This window comes from Paenibacillus sp. Marseille-P2973, from assembly GCF_018101095.1.
Lineage (GTDB): Bacteria > Bacillota > Bacilli > Paenibacillales > Paenibacillaceae > Fontibacillus > Fontibacillus vini.
Map to the genome: position 1 here is coordinate 361,276 of NZ_JAGQEH010000005.1, position 19,942 is coordinate 381,217.

At 43.5% G+C, this 19,942-nt stretch carries 10 protein-coding genes and 1 pseudogene; all 11 read right to left on the minus strand.

All coding sequences use genetic code 11. The annotated features are described in order from the left end of the window. Positions 1–15: 15 nt before the first annotated feature. Positions 16–348, minus strand: coding sequence for a type II toxin-antitoxin system HicA family toxin (locus tag KB559_RS13485; protein WP_341048842.1), 333 nt, complete (start codon positions 346–348; stop codon positions 16–18). Then, a complete protein-coding gene (locus tag KB559_RS13490; protein WP_211022450.1) occupies positions 230–646 on the minus strand; it encodes a hypothetical protein in 417 nt (138 codons plus the stop codon). Before KB559_RS13490 ends, KB559_RS13485 begins: the two co-directional genes overlap by 119 nt. 166 nt (positions 647–812) lie before the next feature. Further along, positions 813–1,655: pseudogene (locus KB559_RS13495) on the minus strand (nuclease domain-containing protein); the annotation flags it as partial. Positions 1,656–1,994: 339 nt separating this feature from the next. Beyond that, positions 1,995–4,214, minus strand: coding sequence for a protein DpdD (dpdD, locus tag KB559_RS13500; protein WP_211022451.1), 2,220 nt, complete (start codon positions 4,212–4,214; stop codon positions 1,995–1,997). After that, positions 4,211–4,717 carry a phospholipase D-like domain-containing protein DpdK gene (dpdK, locus tag KB559_RS13505; RefSeq protein WP_282103157.1) on the minus strand — a complete coding sequence of 169 codons (507 nt, stop codon included), beginning with the start codon at positions 4,715–4,717 and terminating at the stop codon, positions 4,211–4,213. Before dpdK ends, dpdD begins: the two co-directional genes overlap by 4 nt. After that, entirely contained in the window at positions 4,710–9,170 is a 4,461-nt protein-coding gene (dpdJ, locus tag KB559_RS13510; protein WP_211022453.1) for a protein DpdJ, read from the minus strand. The genes dpdK and dpdJ overlap by 8 nt, the downstream gene beginning before the upstream one ends. Position 9,171: 1 nt before the next feature. After that, positions 9,172–9,834, minus strand: a complete 663-nt coding sequence (locus KB559_RS13515; protein ID WP_211022454.1) for a hypothetical protein — start codon at positions 9,832–9,834, stop codon at positions 9,172–9,174. Continuing rightward, positions 9,815–13,090, minus strand: coding sequence for a hypothetical protein (locus KB559_RS13520; RefSeq protein ID WP_211022455.1), 3,276 nt, complete (start codon positions 13,088–13,090; stop codon positions 9,815–9,817). The genes KB559_RS13515 and KB559_RS13520 overlap by 20 nt, the downstream gene beginning before the upstream one ends. A 5-nt stretch (positions 13,091–13,095) precedes the next feature. Next, on the minus strand, positions 13,096–13,914 hold the full coding sequence (locus KB559_RS13525) for a hypothetical protein (RefSeq protein ID WP_211022456.1): 819 nt from the start codon (positions 13,912–13,914) through the stop codon (positions 13,096–13,098). Between the two features lie 11 nt (positions 13,915–13,925). Next, positions 13,926–16,529 (minus strand): protein DpdF, encoded by a 2,604-nt coding sequence (dpdF, locus tag KB559_RS13530; RefSeq protein WP_282103158.1) that lies wholly within the window; start codon positions 16,527–16,529, stop codon positions 13,926–13,928. Beyond that, on the minus strand, positions 16,513–19,842 hold the full coding sequence (locus KB559_RS13535) for an SNF2-related protein (protein ID WP_211022458.1): 3,330 nt from the start codon (positions 19,840–19,842) through the stop codon (positions 16,513–16,515). The genes dpdF and KB559_RS13535 overlap by 17 nt, the downstream gene beginning before the upstream one ends. Positions 19,843–19,942 lie beyond the last annotated feature (100 nt).

The following is a 19,942-nucleotide window of genomic DNA, read 5'->3' on the forward strand; positions in this document are numbered from 1 at the left end:
TTGCGATAACTATATTTATTTCTTCGAATTAAAATATTCTTTATCTACTCGTAACTGCTGCTTTAAAATCCGGTTGAATAACCCTTTTCCGATCTCACCTGTTCCTTTCGAGACTGCTGATCGTAAGATTTCTCCATTAGGCAGAGTCTTTTGGTACAATTTATCTCTGCCTGTTTGCCGGACCATCACCCAACCGTCGCGCCGTAAGAAATTCTCAAGATCGCTCCAACTAGGCATGGAACATCCTTGCAACTGCATCCGTATCGTCCTCAAGCAAGACACGCAACACATAAGGTGCATGTTTACGACGGTTGGGGGTATTGTAGTATTGGGCATAATTATTTTCATAATCGATCGAATACTCGACCAAATGTCGTGCCAATTCGTTTCTAAGCTCCTCTAGAGTCTCACCATCTGCTACAATATCCTCGATTTGCTCTATAGATCCAGCATATCTTCCATCTTCATCTTGTTCATACTCAAACGTCAGTTCATATATCGAAAGCAATTCCCTAAGCTGTTGTTTCGAAAAGGCCATGATCACATCTCGATTTCTTTTGATCGCCTGAGGCTTCTCCCGAACGATCGTATCTATAAACCCACCAAAATTGGCTCTTACATCAGTTGCATTCAGCATCGTTTGCATGTTCATCCCTCCCACCTCCATTCTATACAATTATGTACATAATGTACACTATGTACTCATTATTCTATTCATTAACCACAAAAGTAATCACTAAAAATAAAAAAGACACCCTGAAGGTGTCTTATTAAATATATACTCTGCCACATGAAAGCTGCTTCCTCTACTATTAATCCTCTACCCGAATCCCCACCACAGGCCCCGCCAAATCCACATCCTTGTGATCCAGCTGAACCTTGACCTTGCCGACTCTCCGGGCTTCGCGCCACTGCCTTAAATCCTCTTCATTCTCCAGCTTCAGTTCCGCAATTTCGCTTGCCCGGTCGAACATATACTTGCTGGTGTATACGCAGGTATATATACCTTGCCCGCCTAAGGCAATCGGTTGGTCCCGTCGATTCCAACGCTCTATTGTAAACTTCACATACAATTCTTCTTCCGTTCCCGGCCTAGCAGGGCGTTCGGTGATTTCCCCTCTTCGAACGACCTTCCAGTCTAGGACCTTGCCAATCCAATGAATGCCCGTATTCCCTGGGCCTTGGAACTTCTTACGCGACTGGCATATCGCGATGTACTCGATCTGAGTTAAAAGTTTGTGATCCGCGATATTCTTAAGCGTCATATGGAAAAAGCGATGTTCTAAAGCCATAATCTGCTGGGACGGCCCCCTCAACGAACCGACAAGAACATTTTTGCCAGAGAATTTATTGTAGTAATATTCCTTTGTTCCGCGAGGCTGGGTAGAACGTTCGTAAGCCTTTTCCGGGCTGTCTTGAATCATCTCATCCAGGAGTTGCTCCATAAAACTCGTGGCATTCGGCAATAACGGGATAGCACCGATTTTAACTAGCTCAATACTTTTATAGAAAGGATGCTCCTTAAATTTCTCCTCATCCGGGTAAGGAAAAAGAACATAGGCACCAAACATACTCCGCTCATATTCGCCGTTTCGTTGGTCTTTGAAGATAATTGCATCCCGGTAACGATGCACTGTTTCAATGTCCTCGTCCTCCGGACCCGGCTGTTTCTATTTCGTCCAGTAAGAAGTCTCTTCATAGGCGGGATTTAAACTTTTATTGCATCCAAGGCTGAGTTCCTTCAATTTTGAGGATATTCGAATCAACGCCAGTGAACGAACCGTTTTTCCACCGTGCCTTTTCCTTCTGCTAAGATCAACACCGACCAGTCGATAGCAAGTTCCGTGCTAAAAAGAATGAAATTATGGGCAGTGGTATGCATAATGCTGGCCTAAACTATAAATGTTCTTCTGTGGGTTAGGTATTTGTCCCCTGCGCTAGTATATTCATTGAAAATGCTAATTTGTCTTTAGACTTTAAAATACTAAATACATTTAATATCCAATCGTAGTTGATCGAAAATAATTTTCAACTTCTTGAATTATTCCGGATGAACCGGAACTCCTCGGATACAGTGGATCTTTTACATAGGGTGATATTCCATAGAATAACGCATGACTTAGACACGTAGTGACGATCACAACGATGTCTGCATTACTGGCGATTGCTTTCGCCCCTGTCGTAAGCGTACTATCTGCACAAATATCGAATCGCATGTTAGGATTGCGTAATTTTAAGCGATCCACAGCTCGTTGTGCCGTATGCTCACGTAAAGTAAAGATGGCTATTCGTTTGGGGGCGGCATCATCAAAGGGATGACCCTCCTTTACTTCTGTAAGAACGCCCTGAATTTGCTGAAGTAACATGTACTGCCCGCCGATGGTCTTACCTACATCAAACCAAGATTCCAAATGAACTCGGTCTAGTGATAAAATGCGATCTCCTAGAGTTGCTGTCCAGTGGTCCCAAAGTTCGGTCAACTGATCATTTTCTGCACTGAAGTCGATCAGGAGTTCCAGCCCTTGTAGGAGCGAAGGCATCAATGACTTATTGGGCCGTATATTCATCCAATTCGCAAAGCGTACGCTTTGGACTTGGATTGCAACCGGATCAAGGCGCAAAATGCCCTCAAGCAAACGAAGGAGAAAGAACGTGTTGGCTTCATTTTGCTTACCATGTTCTAACATCAATTCACACGTGTAATCATAGACGCTGAGAGCCATTTCGTGAGGGAAGTGGTCCTGATCGATCAACTCCGTCACGAATTGAGATAACGTAGCTTCAAGCATCGCTCGCTGTTGATTTAATAACTGTTCACTTGCCAGTTCCGCTAGTTGTTCCGATAGAGACACTAAAGAAGGTTGCGTCCAAACAAAGCTTCGAGAAGGCTCCATTTTTAGGCGAAGAGAATCTAATTGCTCTAGTGTGTGATTAGGATCTAACAAGGCCTTAAACCAATAGTTCCACGTCACGGCTTCTGGTTCTTCACGCTTATACTCATTGGTTTGAAGTTGAATTCGGGATTGAACGAGTAATAAATCCGCTCGGCATTCGGGATCGAGCGTTAGGTCATTTCGCTCTTCTTCCGTGAGTTCAGATACTGACTGGAAAGCTGCCTGGTACACTTCATCTGCATCTGTCATCGTAGCGATTTTGCACAGATATTTGGCTTTTAGCTTCGATGTTGAAACTTGTATCCAGCAGTAATAGGAATCATCATAGCGACGTTCTTGGAATAAACACCGTCCCTTCTCTTCTATTGATTGAATATCAGGCTCAGGAGAAGAAGGTAATTGTCTTTTGACATAAGCAACTACTCGCTGAGTCAGCTCATCTTCAGCTTCTTTTTCAAGTCGATCTAATCGATCTTGTTGTTCATAAGATGCAGCCTCATATGCCGAGATACGAACCAAAAACGGTTCACGAAGGGAAATGACCCCTCGCGTTAGACTCCGCAGGCGGTAATGGGATTCCTCAAACGCCGTTAAACTGGCTGCAAAGTCTTCTTCAACATCCGTTTTGGCAAGCACCATTTGGTAATAGGCCATGAGCAAGGCATTGCGAATCGTTTGAGGGATGAGATCAAGACCTGCAACTGTATCGAATTCTTTAGAGAACCAGATTTCCTCCCATTTGCGTTGGTGGCTAAGTAGGTAAATGGTGAGGAATAAAACATTTTCGTCGCTGATGTAGTGGCCGTTCCTAATCGTACGAAGTGTTAGAGATGCGGCCTCATACTGCTGCAATGCGACTTCCTCTTGGAACTTCTGACGAAGAGTAAAGGCGCTTTGCTCGATTTCTTTTTGTTTTCTCTCCGGCCTACGTTCGTCGAGTTCGATCCAGTAGTTTAACAAACGCCATAACTGTTCTTGCTGCGAAGGAGCAGACTTAAAAGCAAAGTATCCATCCTGGAACAGGGTCGCCCCAATAGATGCGAATTTCGTTTTCCCAGTCACGAAATGCTTTCGCTCAAGACGCGTGCTTTTTATGTAGGGCATTATAAAGGGAGTGATTTCTTTTGCATGGTCTGCAGCAAGTTTTCCATCCTTTTGAACAAGCACCCAGTAAAGTTCATAACCTGCAGAAGTGGGAATTACAGCTGTTTTTCCAACTAGCAGTCGGTTGACCATCTTATGATAAATCATATTTGTTTTGGTAGTAGGAAGGGGGCCCAAATCGAGATACGCCTGAAGAAAAGCTTGGTAATCATTCATATTGGTTCTGCCTCCTGCCATCTAGCACGTGCTGATAAAAGAGCCTGCCGCACTTCGCCTTCTTCCCACGTAGAGCGCACGGTCTCTTTATTTACATAGACACCCCGATACGTGAAGTTCATGGACCCATGAATATAAAAGTGATCGGTAAAGAGGCCCTTTTCATGATTTTCTTCTAATTTTCGAAATGATACCACCCCGCGTAGTTCACTAAGGAGGGGCATCGTTTCGGGACGTTCAGGATCGCAGATGACACGTACATCCGTCCCTTTCCATGCGAGTGTTTGTAATATATCCGACAAATAGATTTGCTTACTTTTCACAAGCGGAAAGAGATCGGTATAATGACCGAATTGATTATCCATAAACGGAACATTACTCATAAAGGGAGAGATTAAGTACATCTCTTCACTCGGTTGAATGAGCTCTGCCGTAAAGATGGAGATAAGCATATCTTTTAACGTATGGGTTCCTCGGTTAGATCGTACCGTTCGACTATACATAAGCTACCTCTCGGATCTGAAGATCGTAATGCCATTCGCTACCCAAGTTTTTAACGCGTTCCACAAAAGGATAGAACACTTCAAGTTGGGCTTCGATCGGTTCATGAAGTAAACGAGCAAGTGCCATCTGAAACGGTCCGCGCCGCTCAGAAGGTGTAATCACCCTTAATCGTTTACCTGAAGCAAGATGCATTCTCGCGATGTTCTCCCAGTCGTTTTGTTCAAAGATTACCGTCTCATGTGTCGGTTGAACCATTAGTTGCAACATGAATCTTGAAGGTTTTAAAAAGGGCTGAAACGGACTGTACACTTCTAAACATTCTGGGCAAGAATCGTGACAATCGTTAAAAAGTAACGATTCAATAAAGAAATACTGCTGTTTTCTTCTACTTTCTTCATCCGATTCTACGACTCTTAACAACTGGTCTACTTTTGCGCGGATATCTGGATTGCCCAAACAGGAGACCGTAAATTCCTGGATGTCAATTTTACACCGAATACGACGTTCTTCAGAATGCCACAGTTCGTGTAAATCTTTACGAAGAGCGTCTGTTTCGGGTTGATCTTGGCCTCTTAATAGTTTACTGGAGAGACTAACTATAAACTCTCGCTTTGGCGATAATCCTCTTTTATCGAGTTCTTTTTGCAATTGCACTAAATATTGCTGTTGTTTCTCGACATGACGTTCTTTGCGAAGATTGGCAAATAATGAAGCCATTATTGGATCTTCAAAGTGACTTAATGTACTTGACAGTGCGGAAGCTAACTCATGTCGCTGACAACTGGTCAAACTTTGCATGAATAACTCTTCAAACATGCCAGGAGCATTTCGAAGTTTCCCCGTGACTTTATTTATGATGCCTAGGCCACCAGATTCGCCTTCGCTAAACCAAATGGTATGGTCTTCAATATCCAGCGTTAGATCTTCCGTATTGACATCGGGTAGCAGGTCACCGATGGCGGTTTGCAAACAAGCAGCGATGGTGGTTATGGTCGTCTCCTTGAGCCATTGCTGTATTTTAGGATGATGACCGATATCTCCTGTAATCGCCTCAAAATGCTTGATAAAGAGTTCCATTAAGGAAGCATTCCGGATCGCTAACTGAAGTTTTTGATACACTTTTCCATCCTCTTGTGTATCCACATCGCTTACATCCGTAACGGTCGATTGATAGATAACTTGAAGTGTTCGAATTGCGATCACTTCTGTCTTCTCTTTAAACTCTTCCAGCGCCTCACGTAAGCCATTTTGTCGACTAACCGCAGTTGCTACGACAGAAGAAAGCGTGATCTGCATGAGCCAGTCAATCTCAAAGCGGTTTAATGAACCTGTAATCGACGGATCTTGACTTAGTAAATAACGATAAAATGCCGGTTTAGATAGAATGGCAAGTTGTTCCCATTGTGGGTGATGGAAAAAGGCGTTTACATCGATAGGAAGCACGTCAAAGCGAATGGCATCCGACAAGCGCTGGAATCCAATCGCTGCCTTTTTCCCTTCGAACTGAAATTCAATTCTTCCTGCTTCCGATGGTTGCCGACTCTCTCGATATTTCAATTCAGTTTTAATTTGAGGCGTATAACGCGTAACTTTTACATATTGATTTTGATCACTGCTATAATACCGGATCCGATCAAACATGGGGGTCAACATACTGCGTTCTGGGAACACAAGTGAATGACCTATCTCGTCACTAGGCGTTAGTTCCACGTACCAAGTCGGGTATCCGGTTGAACGATCCGATACTTCTTTTGGAATCTGAGTGAGATTGAAAGCGTAAGGTTCAACTACGGCCATCTCTTCACCCTGACACAAGACCGTCTCTATATAAACAGATTTCATTTGGTCTCCATTAGTGTCGATCCAACCCGAAGCATTATGGATCCAATGCGCTTCAAATGTCTTTTGCGCATGCACAAAGCGTTTGGATACATTCCCCGGTGCAAACTCAAGAAGAGCCGATTGTATCGGCATAAACTCGGGCTTTGTTCGATTCGGTATTTTTAAGAGTAATTCAGATAGATCGAGTTGTGAGAATAAGGCACGCGGTACAAACCTCGCCAGGGCCACCTCATCTTCCGGAACATCTTTGAAGTTGGTTTCTAATTGGTTGAGCAACGTCGGTAAGAGCTCGAAATAGAAGGAGCGTGGTGGTGACCATAGAATTTGGGTGAGTTCCACTTCGGATAGACGTAAAGAGTCTCGGAGGAATGACCGGAACTCTTCGTCTTTTCCTTCTAGAATTTGATGAATCAAATGAATGACGTATTGTCGCGGGTAACGGTTGGCCGTGCTCCCTTTAGGTGTCAAAAGGTAGCGCACATCGAGTTTATCATTTTGATCGGCAAGTTTAAGAGTCAGCCAGTCCATTAACGTAAAGGCCATCTGTATCCGCTGAATATAAGTATTTCGAATGGGGAGCGAAAGATCGTTGAGAATCGGTTGGAACAAGAGTTCCGGATAATCATAGGCATACCGATCCCGTCCATAGGCCGAAGTTACCACGACCATCCATGGACGCATTCCACGAATGCGTCCTGCTCGCCCTTTTCGCTGTAAAAACGATGCCAAGTTCCGTGGAGCCTTATGCTGGATAACAGCTCCAACCTTGGTGTCGTTATAGCCAACTTCTAATGTGCTCGTCGCAATCACGAGTTTTGCAGACTCCTTTACTCCCTTATGTTGGGAGGAGGTGATTTCGATGTCTAACGGACGTCGCAAACTATATTTGTCAAGTAATTTCGCAACATTCCAAACTTGTCCCAGTTTACTTTGCTCCATAAACGTTGAAGCCATCACATCTGAATATAAATCGGGATCTCGTAATTTGCTTAAAATCTTTCTCTTCTCCGCATCGATTTCAATATGATACCAACGATTAATCACATCGAGTTTGTCGGTGAATCCAAACAACTTCGAACCCATCGCACCTCGTGACACATCGTTGTCTAATGGGTCAAGCATTCTTGCTAGTAGCATCGACGTTTGGACCGATGTCGATAAGAGCGATGCCGATGAAAACGGATCACCCCGCAAAACAAGGTTATACTCCATGCCTTCGATTGTTAGGTCTTGCTCAGATGGCGTCAAATAAGTCACTTGATTTTCCGCCAAACCGGTTAATTGCGAAAAGAAGGCCTCAGGGTTTGATAAGGTTGCCGATAACCCAACAAACTGAATCCCACGATCTTTATGATCCCCAACCATATTTCGCCATCTGCGAAGCAAATAGGCGACATGAGCGCCTGTTACCCCTTCGTAGATATGGACTTCATCCAATAGGACGTAATGCGGCATCTCGATCGCCCGAATTCCAAAGAGATGGTTTTCCTTTCCGCTTGTCATTTTGCGGTTTAGCATCTCTGTGGACGTAAAAATGATATCGGGAGGTTGCTTTAACATACGTTCTCGCGTCAGAAGTACATTTTGCGAGTCTACTTTATATGTGCACGCGTCGCTTTGACAAAATAGACGCTCATAGCGCCCCGTTGGGTTTGCAATTTCCTGCTGTAGGTCCTCACCCTTCCACAGCATGGACGAACCACACTCCGGACAAGTAAAGAAAGGACAGACATAGTTCCCGCCCACTTCAACCCATTTTCGATCTTGATGTTCTTTGACATCAATTGCTTTTTGAGGCGTATCTCCATAGTAACTACCAATTGTAAGCGTACGAATGTTTCGGGCTTGAAGAAGAGCATTGATTTTGGTCATCTCACTGATAGCTTCACAAAATTGATCTTTAAGCAATTCTACCCGCGGATAAATGCCTATGACTTTTGTATAGGCATCTGGATGCTTTGAAACAAGTTCAACCACATTAGCAAAGACAGGCAAATAAAATGCCTTCGTTTTACCTGAACCCGTTCCTGCTCCAACAACGGTGCCACGGTCTGCTTTGCTCGTGGACTGACTCATGAGATGAAGCACAGCGTCAACCTGAAAGCGAGCAAGGTTCATCGTTCCGTCTTGTAGTAGGGTATATAACACATCGCGTACGAGCACAGGATGATGTTTAGCCTGAAGTAGAGACTCCACATCTGCCCACGACTGATCACGAAGTGGATATTTTCGATAGCTTAAATGTGGTTTAATGTGACTTACGAGATTACGTCCGGAACGCCAATCTTGTGGCGAAAACCTTTGTTTGAGCAGGTAAAGAAGTCGGATTGTTTCGGCATAGCGGGTCCGATACCGACTCCCTACTAACTGAAATAACAACTTCCGATCTTCAAGGTTTTTAATGATCGCTTCCGGAGAAACGGGAGTGGCTTGAAGAAATTCACTTAGAGTTGTTGTTGGTGGGGCATCAAGTATCGCCTTGATTTCTTCTGGTGCATTGATGGCACCCCCAATAAAGCCCCACTCTAATAAGCGATTTTCGTTTCGCTCCAATTGAGACAACACTTCTTCTGCAATAATGTCTAGCGAGGGGCGTACCAATTCATTCACCTCATTTAAGCGTAATCGAGATATTGTTTGATAAGTGTTGCTGTTCGATCCACTTCATCACTTCCGCATTCAAATCCATTAATGTAGCCTGGCCTCGTCCTAACTTCTCAAGAAACTGCTGTACGGTTATGCTGACTCCGAGGGAAGCAATTTTTCGAGTCGCCTCCTCAACTTTGTTCTGATAATGCACCATTTTGGCCGGTGTCATTGGCCATTCTTTTTCGAAATCCGAGATGTCCATGATGAGGTCACCTATATTCGTGTCCTGCTTTAGAACACCACTTAGCATATTGAGCATCTTGATGGCATCGCGGTGATTTTTATTGGATAGTTCAGTCCAACGTTGTTGAACGACGTTTTTGAGTTCATCTACTGCCCCCATCGTTGCTTGAATCTTTTGCACTGATGGCGCCTCCGTTGTAATACTCGCCCTTGTTTCTTCAATTAAGTCAAGGATCTTTTGCAGAATAGGAGCTGGCACGGTAAAATAAGAAAATGCTTGATATATCGCACTGATACTCTTCATGGTTTGCGTAAGATCCTTAGATTGCTTTTGAACGTTGTTCGCAAATCCAGTATATCTTTTAACGCGGTCATCTTGTTTTTGCAGTTCTTTGGTTCGCTCAATAATGTCACGAGTCTGTTTAAATTGTTCCAGAAGCATGAGACACCTCCTTTACCACATGCATCACTGAATCCCTCAAACGATCCATTTCTTCAATCAATTGGCCGCGAAGTTCATCAATATTTACTTGTTTTAAAGTAGCACGGAGTTCATTGTTCTTTCGCTCGTATTTGGAATACGTACTCTCCACCAATTCATTGCAATTTATTAGTATTTCGATATACGGCTTTAGGGGCGCTGCGGGATTCGTGGAAAGCAATATGGCAATTTCCCCTGTTCCCTGTACCTGCTCGAGTTCCCTAAGAGTCAAAATGTGTTGCTGGATACTCTTTGGATTAAAACTCTCTTCCTTCCTAAAACCAAACTTACGTTCATCAACCGGTTCCTGCTCGGTGTGCAGGTAGGATAAAAAATCATTTAACTCGGAAAACAACTCTTCTACTGACTCTTCCCCCAGTAAAGATTGAACCTGACTAGCTATCTTTATAGTGCCGTTACGCTCACTTTCTACTGCCTGTTTAACTATATCCTTATAGCCATGCAGCATATTACTGGAGCGATACCAAGGAAGGTCACCACGGTCACGATGTGGAAGTAAGTTGGAATCATACAACCAGTGATGTTGTATGCTACGTTCAATGGTCGTTAACAATTCATAAGCATCTAGAAAGAATACGTCCGTTTTGAGACCAGATTTTATAATGTCCCCTTGTGTCATGTTGAAATACCTAAGAAACTGTTCATTATGTTCATCTACGCGGTGTTGGTCACTTTGTACACGATTTTGGACACTCTGCCACGCCTCACTTCTCGAAAAGTCTAACTGAACCTTCTTGCCCTTATTTGCAAGGGCCAAGTAAATGAGTTCCGCGTCTTTTTCGTTTCCTTTAAATCCATTCGTAAAGACGGTGTTCCAAAACTCTGCATTAACTATCCATTCAGTTAAACTTCTTCGATCAACCGTTTTCGGCGAACGAATATATGCGATGATACTCTCCTTTTCACTTTCAAACCATGAAAGTAGTGCGAGCAAATAATTGTGTGCCGGTGGAACAAATTTCTCAAGTTCTTGCGGGAACTCCCAATTCCGATTTCCCAACTCTCGCCACGCTACGAGGCCAAGTAAGGCAAGTCTTAGTTTTTCGCTACGTTGGAAGGTAAGTCGATCTGAAACTTGAACCTTCACGTACTGCCCTTCAATCTCTACATACCGACGCGTTAAATAGGAACTTACAAATGTGGAGGGGACCCCCTCATTCTCCCAATCAACCGCTTCACGAATAAAATCAAGAAGGTCATCAATTATCCTTTCATAGTTAACCAACTCTTGTTTAGCAAGAGCCCATTGTTCCAACTCTGTTGCGAGTGCCTTGTATTTGCGTATTTGGGCATTCTCAACTGGTTGAGAACCCGATTGCGCGGACCCAGTGGTTCCTGCCCCCGGTCGAGTAGATCCGCCTGTTAGAGATCCACTAGGTTCTATTTTTGGAGATAGCTCTCGTTTGATTTCTGTCCCCGTACTGATTCCTACGGCAGGGTCCGGTTCCATTGGACTGTTATCATCTTCCCCACCTGTTGTCGCTATTCCTTTTATTAGTGGTAACCCAAATGCTTGGAATACCTGCTCACCCAGTCCTCCAATCGTAGATCGATTGCCTGACTTAACATGAGCAATCGTCCCATTCCCCCATACTCGAAATAATGAGATATAGCGGTAGACGTATTTTTCATCTGCTTGTCTTTTAAGTTCTAGATCATCAGAAAGACTTCGCCAATCAGGTACTTGAATTGTTTTACTTAATTCCCTGAAATCAGGCGGAAGCGCATCCGGACCTTCCTGGAAATACAATTGCACATACTTTGAGATTACACGTTGCAAAAAACGCCGCGGGGTTCTTTCATCTTCATCTAGACTATGATAAAAGACACCTAACGCTCGTTTATTGAATGGAAATAATGTCATCGTATGTTCAGCGACCTTAACCATCGACCAAGTGTGCTTGCTAAAGGTGTCTGAAATAGGCAAGTGGGCATTACTTGCTCCTTGGGTGACCCATTGTTCCAGTTTTTCAGGTTCAATATAAATAGCATTTAGATATCGCGCAGCGAGATCGCATACATCATCCAGATTTCCAAATGCGGCTGCATCAACAAACAGTTGACCCGACACACGGTTTTTAAAGTTAGATGGAAAATGGCTATCGTAGTATGCATTCGTCACGCCTACAAGTGAGATAATTCGGCAAAGGGAGGCATCAAAGTCGTTCCCTTCATGGGTATTAGCGAGCACATCAACAAGAGCTTTATCAATTCCCGTAAACGAAGTAATATCCTCAATAAACAAGGTTAGATTCTTCCCTTGTTTTCGTAGTTCTTGCCGTAATTGGAAAAACACATCACGCAAGTCGGTTCCTCGAAGTTGGGTACAGTTCTGAACGACTTGATCCAGAAACTGATTCAAGTAATTAGCAAGTTTTTCACGCTGTTGCTTCACTTCTTGGGTTGGTTCAGAAGAACTGGCCTCCGCAATGGATTCAAGAAAACGTAGTGCTTTACGGTCAGTGTCGGATTGTTTGATTTTCGTTGCATCGCGATAGGTAACTTTAAAATCCTCCCCCTTAAAGAAAGGAGACACTTCATTCATCACTTCATTTTTTGCTTCCGAGGCGAGTTTCTTTTGAATTCGCTCAATAGGCCCCTCCGGTCCCATAAGAAGTAATTGGGTCTCTGTCCCCATGAGAAATGCGTAAAGTTGATTTCTTTCTCTTGAAGTTAAATTGACCTGTTTCACAATTTCGTCTTCATCTTTTTGAACCGCAATCGCAAACTGATGAAGAATATTATACTTTAAATCCTCTTTGCTCAGATGCTCGTTCGCTTGTACAAGCTTCTTTAATTTTTCCGATGTCTCTTCATTTTGAAATACACCAGAGGCAATTATTTGCTCAAGTGCACCACGCAAGGTGCTTTGTGCACGTGAAATGAATAGAATGGCCTCATCCACTTCAGATACTTGGCGTTTATACTTTTCTTTCATCCAGCGAATGAGGTGTGATTTACCTGAACCGTTATGCCCTTGAACAATAATAAATTGATGCTGATCTCGTTGTGAAATGACTTGTTTGAAAAATACATCTTCGTGAATAAATGGCATTTCGCTACGAACACTCGTCGTTGGCACATATTGAAGCCTTGTAAACGGTTTATGTGTGGCAAAAAAGTTCGCATTGCTTGTATCCTTGGCCTCGACTCGAATGACATTATGGAGTCTACGCAGATAAGTTTCATTTACCATTCGGTCTACCCCCTAATTACCACATTAGATATTTTATCTTGAATGACGTGCAAGTCATTTTTGTGTAAGTACCAAACATCCTTTGAGTCAGGAATAAACTGCAGTTCAATGATTCCTAAATCATGTAGCGTGCGTAGTCCCATCGACAGAGCAAACGATAACCGTTGAGCACTATAACTTTTTTGAAAGGATTGGTTATAGATCCCCCCATCAAGTTCTGGGAACGTCTTGGCGATCCATTGAAAGAACTGAGAGGCACTTACTCGTTCTCCCATAAATTCCGGTGGTTTTATTAGTATTTCCTCTTTAATGCGCATGGCGGGGTTCGGCAAAAAGGATCCATTATGGTTATAACCAAGTCCTAAATACTGCGCCCACGTACGCCAAGCCACAATATTGGTGTCATTATATTCCGTATTCTGGGTGGTTGCTTTAGAGACTTCGGTAAAGAATAATCCTGCTAACTTCTTATCACCCATGGAGTGTTCTCCGCGTGACATATACCAAGCCGTAAACTTGTTAAAGATCAGATCTGGATTTGAGTAGATCTTTTGAATTAATGCATGCCGAAACTGAGTCGGATCATGGATATCTTGAACTTCCATCGTAAGCATAAGCGTCTTATCTTCTGTTTCTTTAATCAACTGACCTCGGGTCGCCAGTGCGAATACCTCCTTAAATTGGTTGGAATTATTGTTGAGTGCACGTGGTTGCAACAAATTCTCAAGTTCATCACGAGAATATTTTTTATATTGAACAAGTTTACAAAGGGCATAAAGGCGTCCAGGTGTCTGTATATTCACTATCTTATCGATAAAGGGCATAGTCACCCTCCTTAAATTAAGATATTAGTATTAACTCGTTGCTGTTTGGTTAAAAATTGTTCTAGTGAAATGGAAGAAGCATCAATAAGATCTTCAATCCGTTTGTTTTCATAAGGAATATACGTGTTAGGATCGATTAGATGAATAACGTTATTGCTCTCCGATAAGCCCAAAAAGACTCGAGACCACCGGTACAAATGCTCACTTTCCATCTCGTTTGATGGATATAAGATAGCTATCGTCCCACGCATGCAAGAACTATAATAGGTTTGTAGTTCTTGTGTCTGCATTATTGTATAGAACTTCATCTCTCTTGTTCCCGGACAAGCAGATACGATAGTTTGCCACTGTTCCTTAGTAACTGAGGGAATAATAATCTGGCGAACATTAGCACGAACGAGTGCTGAAACATATTCCCCCCACCGAGACGTATCTTGATACTCTTGCACTGATATTGTCATTAAAAGATCTCGGTAACCGATAAAATAATAGCGTAGTGCACCCGTTAATGCATGATGAGGGCGTTCACCAGAAAACCGAAACGGAACCGCAGTTTTCGCTTCATGATACAGTAACGACTGTTTATGATGGTGACAATACGGACATCCTCCACAAACAGGAGCCGTATACGCGTAAGTTTTCTCAAATGAGTTGGTAATGCACTGTTCTAATGGATTTTTTACATAGTCCTTCATTAAGTTGAAGCCCTGCTGCAAGTAGTTCCGTTCAACATCCCGATCGGGTTGAATCCACTCCAGTAAAGCTTTCTCGTCATTGATGACAGAGAAGTTTAAAACCTGAAACTTCACGTATTCCATATACGTGTCATTTTGATCGTCGATTTCCGTCCTCACCTCAAGTAGATCGATGAGACGATGTCGATACAAAAGTAGCAGTGTACTTTCGTTCCAGTTCTCATTCTTTTTACCAGAAGGGCGATGACGAAGTCTTTCCGGTTGCGTATGGGTGCTAACAAGAAATTGGTCCATGCGTTCGGTTGGTATTGCCTCTTTAAACATGGCAATCCATCGATCAACGAGCAATTCCGCCGTGATGATTTGAGGATCTATAAAACTCTTCGCTATCTTGGCATCATTTTCAACATAACACATCAAACTAATAGAAGCGAATCCGTCCCGACCTGCTCGCCCCACCTCTTGATAGTAGCGGTTCATACTCTCTGGGAGGCAACAATGAATAATGGTGCGAACGTCCGGTTTATCGACGCCCATGCCGAACGCCGTTGTAGCCACCATGATATCGATTTCATTCCGATCCCATTGCTTTAATAAGCTTTGACGCTCTTTATCGGTCTCTTCAGCCGTAAAGCTTTCTACCGCCCGGTATCCTCTGTCATGGATAATTTCCTTCCATTCTGTTGCATGGACACGAGAATTGACATATAGAATAATCGGACGGGGCAGGTAGGCTAATAGCTCCAATACCTTTCCGCGCCTTTCCCTCTCGTTTTCACTATGATTGATCATATAGGAAGGCTCAAAACGCAAACCATCGCAACGGATTTCAGTATATCGACCTGGTTCAGAGAATAATTCCCGAAGTACCTTTGTGGTCTGATCGGTTAATGTAGCCGACATCAAAATGGTCTTCAAGCGGTTGTTACTTTCCGCCAGAAGCATTTTACGATAGGCAGAAAGCAATTGAAAATCCGTACGGAAACGATTTCCCCAGTCAACCACGATATGGGCTTCATCGATGACTAGTCGAGAGATATTTCCACGAGCAGCAGATTGCAAAATCCGCTCTCTCAAAACTCCACTTACAATCGACTCTGGATTGGTGAAAAGGATTGGAAGCGTCCCTTCCATTAATCCGTCTAAAATTATCTGTTTCTCGTCTTCTGGCATTTCACTTCGGTACGCTTGAGGACAATATTTTTCCCCAAACGCATCCTTGAAATAGTCGTGTGCAGCATTCCGCTGATCGAGGGCGAGAGCAATCGTAGGAACGACCACAATGGTCGTTCCTACATGTTCAAAGACATTCCCTTCTATGGTGCCACCCTGTGTATCTAAAAACGCTGGCAACAGCGACAGCAAACTTTTCCCCCCACCGGTTGGTAAACAGGCAAGTAACGTTTCACCAGGTTGCATATTTACACTGGCGTGTACGAGTTCTTTTTGTTTAAACGATTGATAATGGGTATACTCCGTCATCTCATACAAGATGCCATCCCCATAAACTTGAGGGGTCTCTCGACGAGGCGATAATTGATACGCCTGATGAACATAATCCCCATATTCAAACCATGCTGGATATTGATCGGTGACGCTTACTTCCCGGTCAATATCTATACGAAGCCCAAAGGAATCGCTTAATGGCATGAGATGCGACGCAAGCGACTCATGTATATATACCTTTTTCTTAAAAGTAAGAATGAACTGCCGCACTTGAGCAGCGAAGTCCATCAAACTTCCAGAATCCCCTTGGGACTCCCATTCGCGAAGCCTAAGAAATAAACGGTTCAAGCAAGAGGTCTTCGTCTGCTCCTCTTGTGTGAATCGCCCCCTCCTTTTTTGGAGATCTAGCAGCCCCTCATCCGGGGTTTGCTTTTTATTTAAGACGCTTTTCCCGATTTCATATAACCTCTGCATTCTGTTTCACCAACCTCACATAGGCCGCTGACTCTAGCCGAATTTCTGCCTGTTCGATCCCTCGTAGTAAAGCATCATAGATGGATTCCATTCGGCGGATTCGCTTTTCTTCGGCAGGATCGTTTCCGTAATAAAGGTTTGCAGCACGCATAGCATCTAATCGACGCTGGTAATCTGTTTTTGCCCGCTCTATGTCTCTGCTTACCTGAACATGCTCCAAGAACTTCTTTTTGCTATTTTCATACGACTCTTGAACAACAGATTGCCAGATCTCATGGGGGAAGTCCTCGATAAACTTCACAATACTTTGATTCGAACGCTTCCCTAAGTGCTTAATCCAGCTTTTAGGCACTTGCGTCGAAAGATAAGAGACAATGTCCGACAAGGCAATTTCAGAATCAGGGTTCAAACTTTCAGATGTCACGAAGTGTTCGAGCAGCGAGTAACCTTGTGTATGAACCAGGTGCTCAAGTGACTCTTGATTTTCTAAAAGCGGATTGGGATTGACACGCGTAGACCACGTATACAAGATGCCTTCCCAGTCCACATCCGCTTTCACTTCAAGTGCACAACACCGTCCCCAATCAGTTTCATATGCGTTGTTGACGATAGAGTCAAAAAAGGGATCCCCCGGTGCATAAAATACAAGTCCTTCTCGCTTAACGGCCAAATCCCTCATAAAAGTTCCGCGGACTTCCCCCGTCCGTTTTGCCCTTTTCAGTGCCTCTTTTGTATCCGGAAGGACATATAAGGTCCGCTTCATCGAATTGATGCTAGTTGAGTTTTTACTGAAAACGATGACTTGTCCCTGCTCGGATCCCCTACCGTTAAGGCCTGTTAGACTCGACCATTCCATCATCGTTCTCGCCAATGTCTTTCCGCCATTTTCATCGAACTTTTGAATCAAGCGCATAAGTTGTGCTTCAACATGGCGGTCCAGTTGACGGGCCATATCGAAATACCGCTCTTCTTCTACTCGACCTCTCATATACTCAAGATTCTTTCCCATGGATGGGATAATTTCTCTGAGGCCGGATCGGATATCCGAGTAGAGGGCTTCTGTGATTTGCTGCTGAATATCGCCAATGGCAATCTCGATTCCACTGAGCGACTCTTCGAAGATCCCTAGCCCACCTTGCCAAATTTGAAATAAATCTTCTTCAAGAGTGGCAGTCGATACAAGGACAACAGAAGTTACTTTACTCTTACGACCAATACGATCAAGACGACCAATGCGTTGTTCTAACATGGTGGGGGACCATGGCAGATCCAGATGGATAATGGAATCCGCCATCTGGAAGTTCCGCCCCTCTCCTCCAAGGGGATCACAAAGTAAGAATCGGCACGATTTTTGGCTTTGGAAGTCATCCACCGCATTTTGGAGTTCCACATCGGATTTTCCATGATAAAAGCTGCGCACCGCATCAGTACCAAATTGAGCAATTAAGGCCTGTTCCAATGGTACTAACGTCTCTTTCCATTCGGAGAAAATAACGATTTGTTCATTCATGGTTTCTGCTAAGATATAGTCCATTGCTTTTGCCAATCGACCATTAATAAGGTCTGGATCATCGTATAGTTCTTTGATCCGTTTTAACTCGAGTTCAACCCCCCTCATCCAACGCTCATTATAGTACGCAATGGACTCCAGGAGTTCGTGTTCTTCTTCCCGCTTGGGCAGAACCTGCAATGTCGCAGCAAATCGAGAAGTTAATGGACGATTCGCTAGCACGTTTATACGCTCCTTAATAAGTGTCTCAAGCGCCCAAGGTGAACTGAACGTGGCCGAAAGAAATAGGCGATAAACGTCACTCATGTCTACGCTGTGATTTCGTTGCTCATTCCAAAAGGAGAAGTACTCAAGTACCGCTTCGTACGTCTGGGTCTCGTAGAAGTTTACGTCGGTCCCTCTCATTTCGTACTCGACGACATGAAATGTGCGTTTTGCTAATTGTTGCTCAATACCATCTTCCTTACGTCGATGACGGATAATCTTTCGCTCGATCTGATAATGCTCTGCGATGTAGGCAAGAGCAAGTTTCACATCAGCAAGGCCACAATCCTCTGCATCCACATCGATATTGGTGACAATATTCGTCAGGATAGGATCTTGTAGGCGTCCACTGATGTCCTCTAGATCTTCCTTAAAATCCTCGGCTAAGCCATCTTCGAGATAGTCCACAAGATCTAGCATAAGTTTATGAACTTTAACACGTAAAAAGGCCTGCTTCTCTAAAATCGCACTAAACTGCTGCTCAGTCATGTTTTCATACTTTAGAGGCTCCAGTAATGATACGAGCCTTAAAAACTCTATTCGCCGATCTTGAATCGGCGTTGCACTTAGCAATAACAGATGTCGGACTTTTTCACTAAACTTATACAAGAGTGCATACTCCTTATCGAGTCTAAGGAGTCGGTGAGTTTCGTCTATAATGCATAGATCCCAAGACTGGCGAAGCAACTGTTCACCTGCAGTCGAATTGATTTTCTCTAACGGGAAGATGAGTTGCTTGGTATCAAGGGAAAATTCATCTTCGTAAAGAACAAAATCCGTCCAAAACTTATAGAACAGTTCATTTTTCCACTGATAGAGTAGAGATTCTGGAACGATAATCACAATTCGAATATCCCCGAGACGCTTTTGAAGGCCCTTCATAATGACGGCAGCTTCAATAGTTTTTCCCAGCCCCACTTCATCGGCCAGCATGAAGCGACATGGATCTTCTGAAATAGCCCTTACGATCGTATCCACTTGGTGTTTCATCAGAAATACGCGAGAACCAATTAATGTTTCAAAACCAAACGTGGCGTTTTTGAGCGTATGTAGAGAGTCCGCCACCACCTGACGATGTTGATACCAAACCGGTTGATGAAATTCATAATGGGTCAAGGCTTGAAGCACGTCCATATCCCCACGTGTGAAAGGAATGATTAGGTTATTCTCCGAAATTTTATAAATCGATGGTTTTCCCCCAACTTGTCTTTGGACGAAATATTCATAATATCCTTCCTCTGTCTCGGAAGCAAATGAGATAATCTCAACCTCTTCACCTGTTGTCGTCTTCGCCTCTGAATAGGAGAGGACTTTAATACGATTGATTTTCTCATATAGAAACACTTGGGCTTTGGGTACTTGATACACCTCGTATAAAGCGTCTTGTTGTTCATGCATATAAAAGGCTACAGTCGCTTCGCGTAGATTAGCATTTAACGCTACAATTCTACCAATAGCAAAGCGACGGGGGTATTCTTGAAATTCCAATTCAATAGAACAGCGAACATACATACCAATTTGCAAGGTGTGGGGTAACATTGCGTCCTCCTGATGTATTCTGAGAAATGCAAGTCTTTGTACCTAGTTCAATCGCAATATTCGCCTTGATCTTAACTAGGAAACATTTAAAGCAACAGCA

Excerpts from the sequence above, each read along its gene's own strand:
- KB559_RS13485 (WP_341048842.1), bottom strand. The coding sequence starts at position 348 with ATGAAAATAATTATGCCCAATACTACAATACCCCCAACCGTCGTAAAC.
- KB559_RS13490 (WP_211022450.1), bottom strand. The coding sequence starts at position 646 with ATGCAAACGATGCTGAATGCAACTGATGTAAGAGCCAATTTTGGTGGG.
- dpdD (WP_211022451.1), bottom strand. The coding sequence starts at position 4,214 with ATGAATGATTACCAAGCTTTTCTTCAGGCGTATCTCGATTTGGGCCCC.
- dpdK (WP_282103157.1), bottom strand. The coding sequence starts at position 4,717 with ATGTATAGTCGAACGGTACGATCTAACCGAGGAACCCATACGTTAAAA.
- KB559_RS13515 (WP_211022454.1), bottom strand. The coding sequence starts at position 9,834 with ATGCTTCTGGAACAATTTAAACAGACTCGTGACATTATTGAGCGAACC.
- KB559_RS13520 (WP_211022455.1), bottom strand. The coding sequence starts at position 13,090 with ATGGTAAATGAAACTTATCTGCGTAGACTCCATAATGTCATTCGAGTC.
- KB559_RS13525 (WP_211022456.1), bottom strand. The coding sequence starts at position 13,914 with ATGCCCTTTATCGATAAGATAGTGAATATACAGACACCTGGACGCCTT.
- dpdF (WP_282103158.1), bottom strand. The coding sequence starts at position 16,529 with ATGCAGAGGTTATATGAAATCGGGAAAAGCGTCTTAAATAAAAAGCAA.
- KB559_RS13535 (WP_211022458.1), bottom strand. The coding sequence starts at position 19,842 with ATGTTACCCCACACCTTGCAAATTGGTATGTATGTTCGCTGTTCTATT.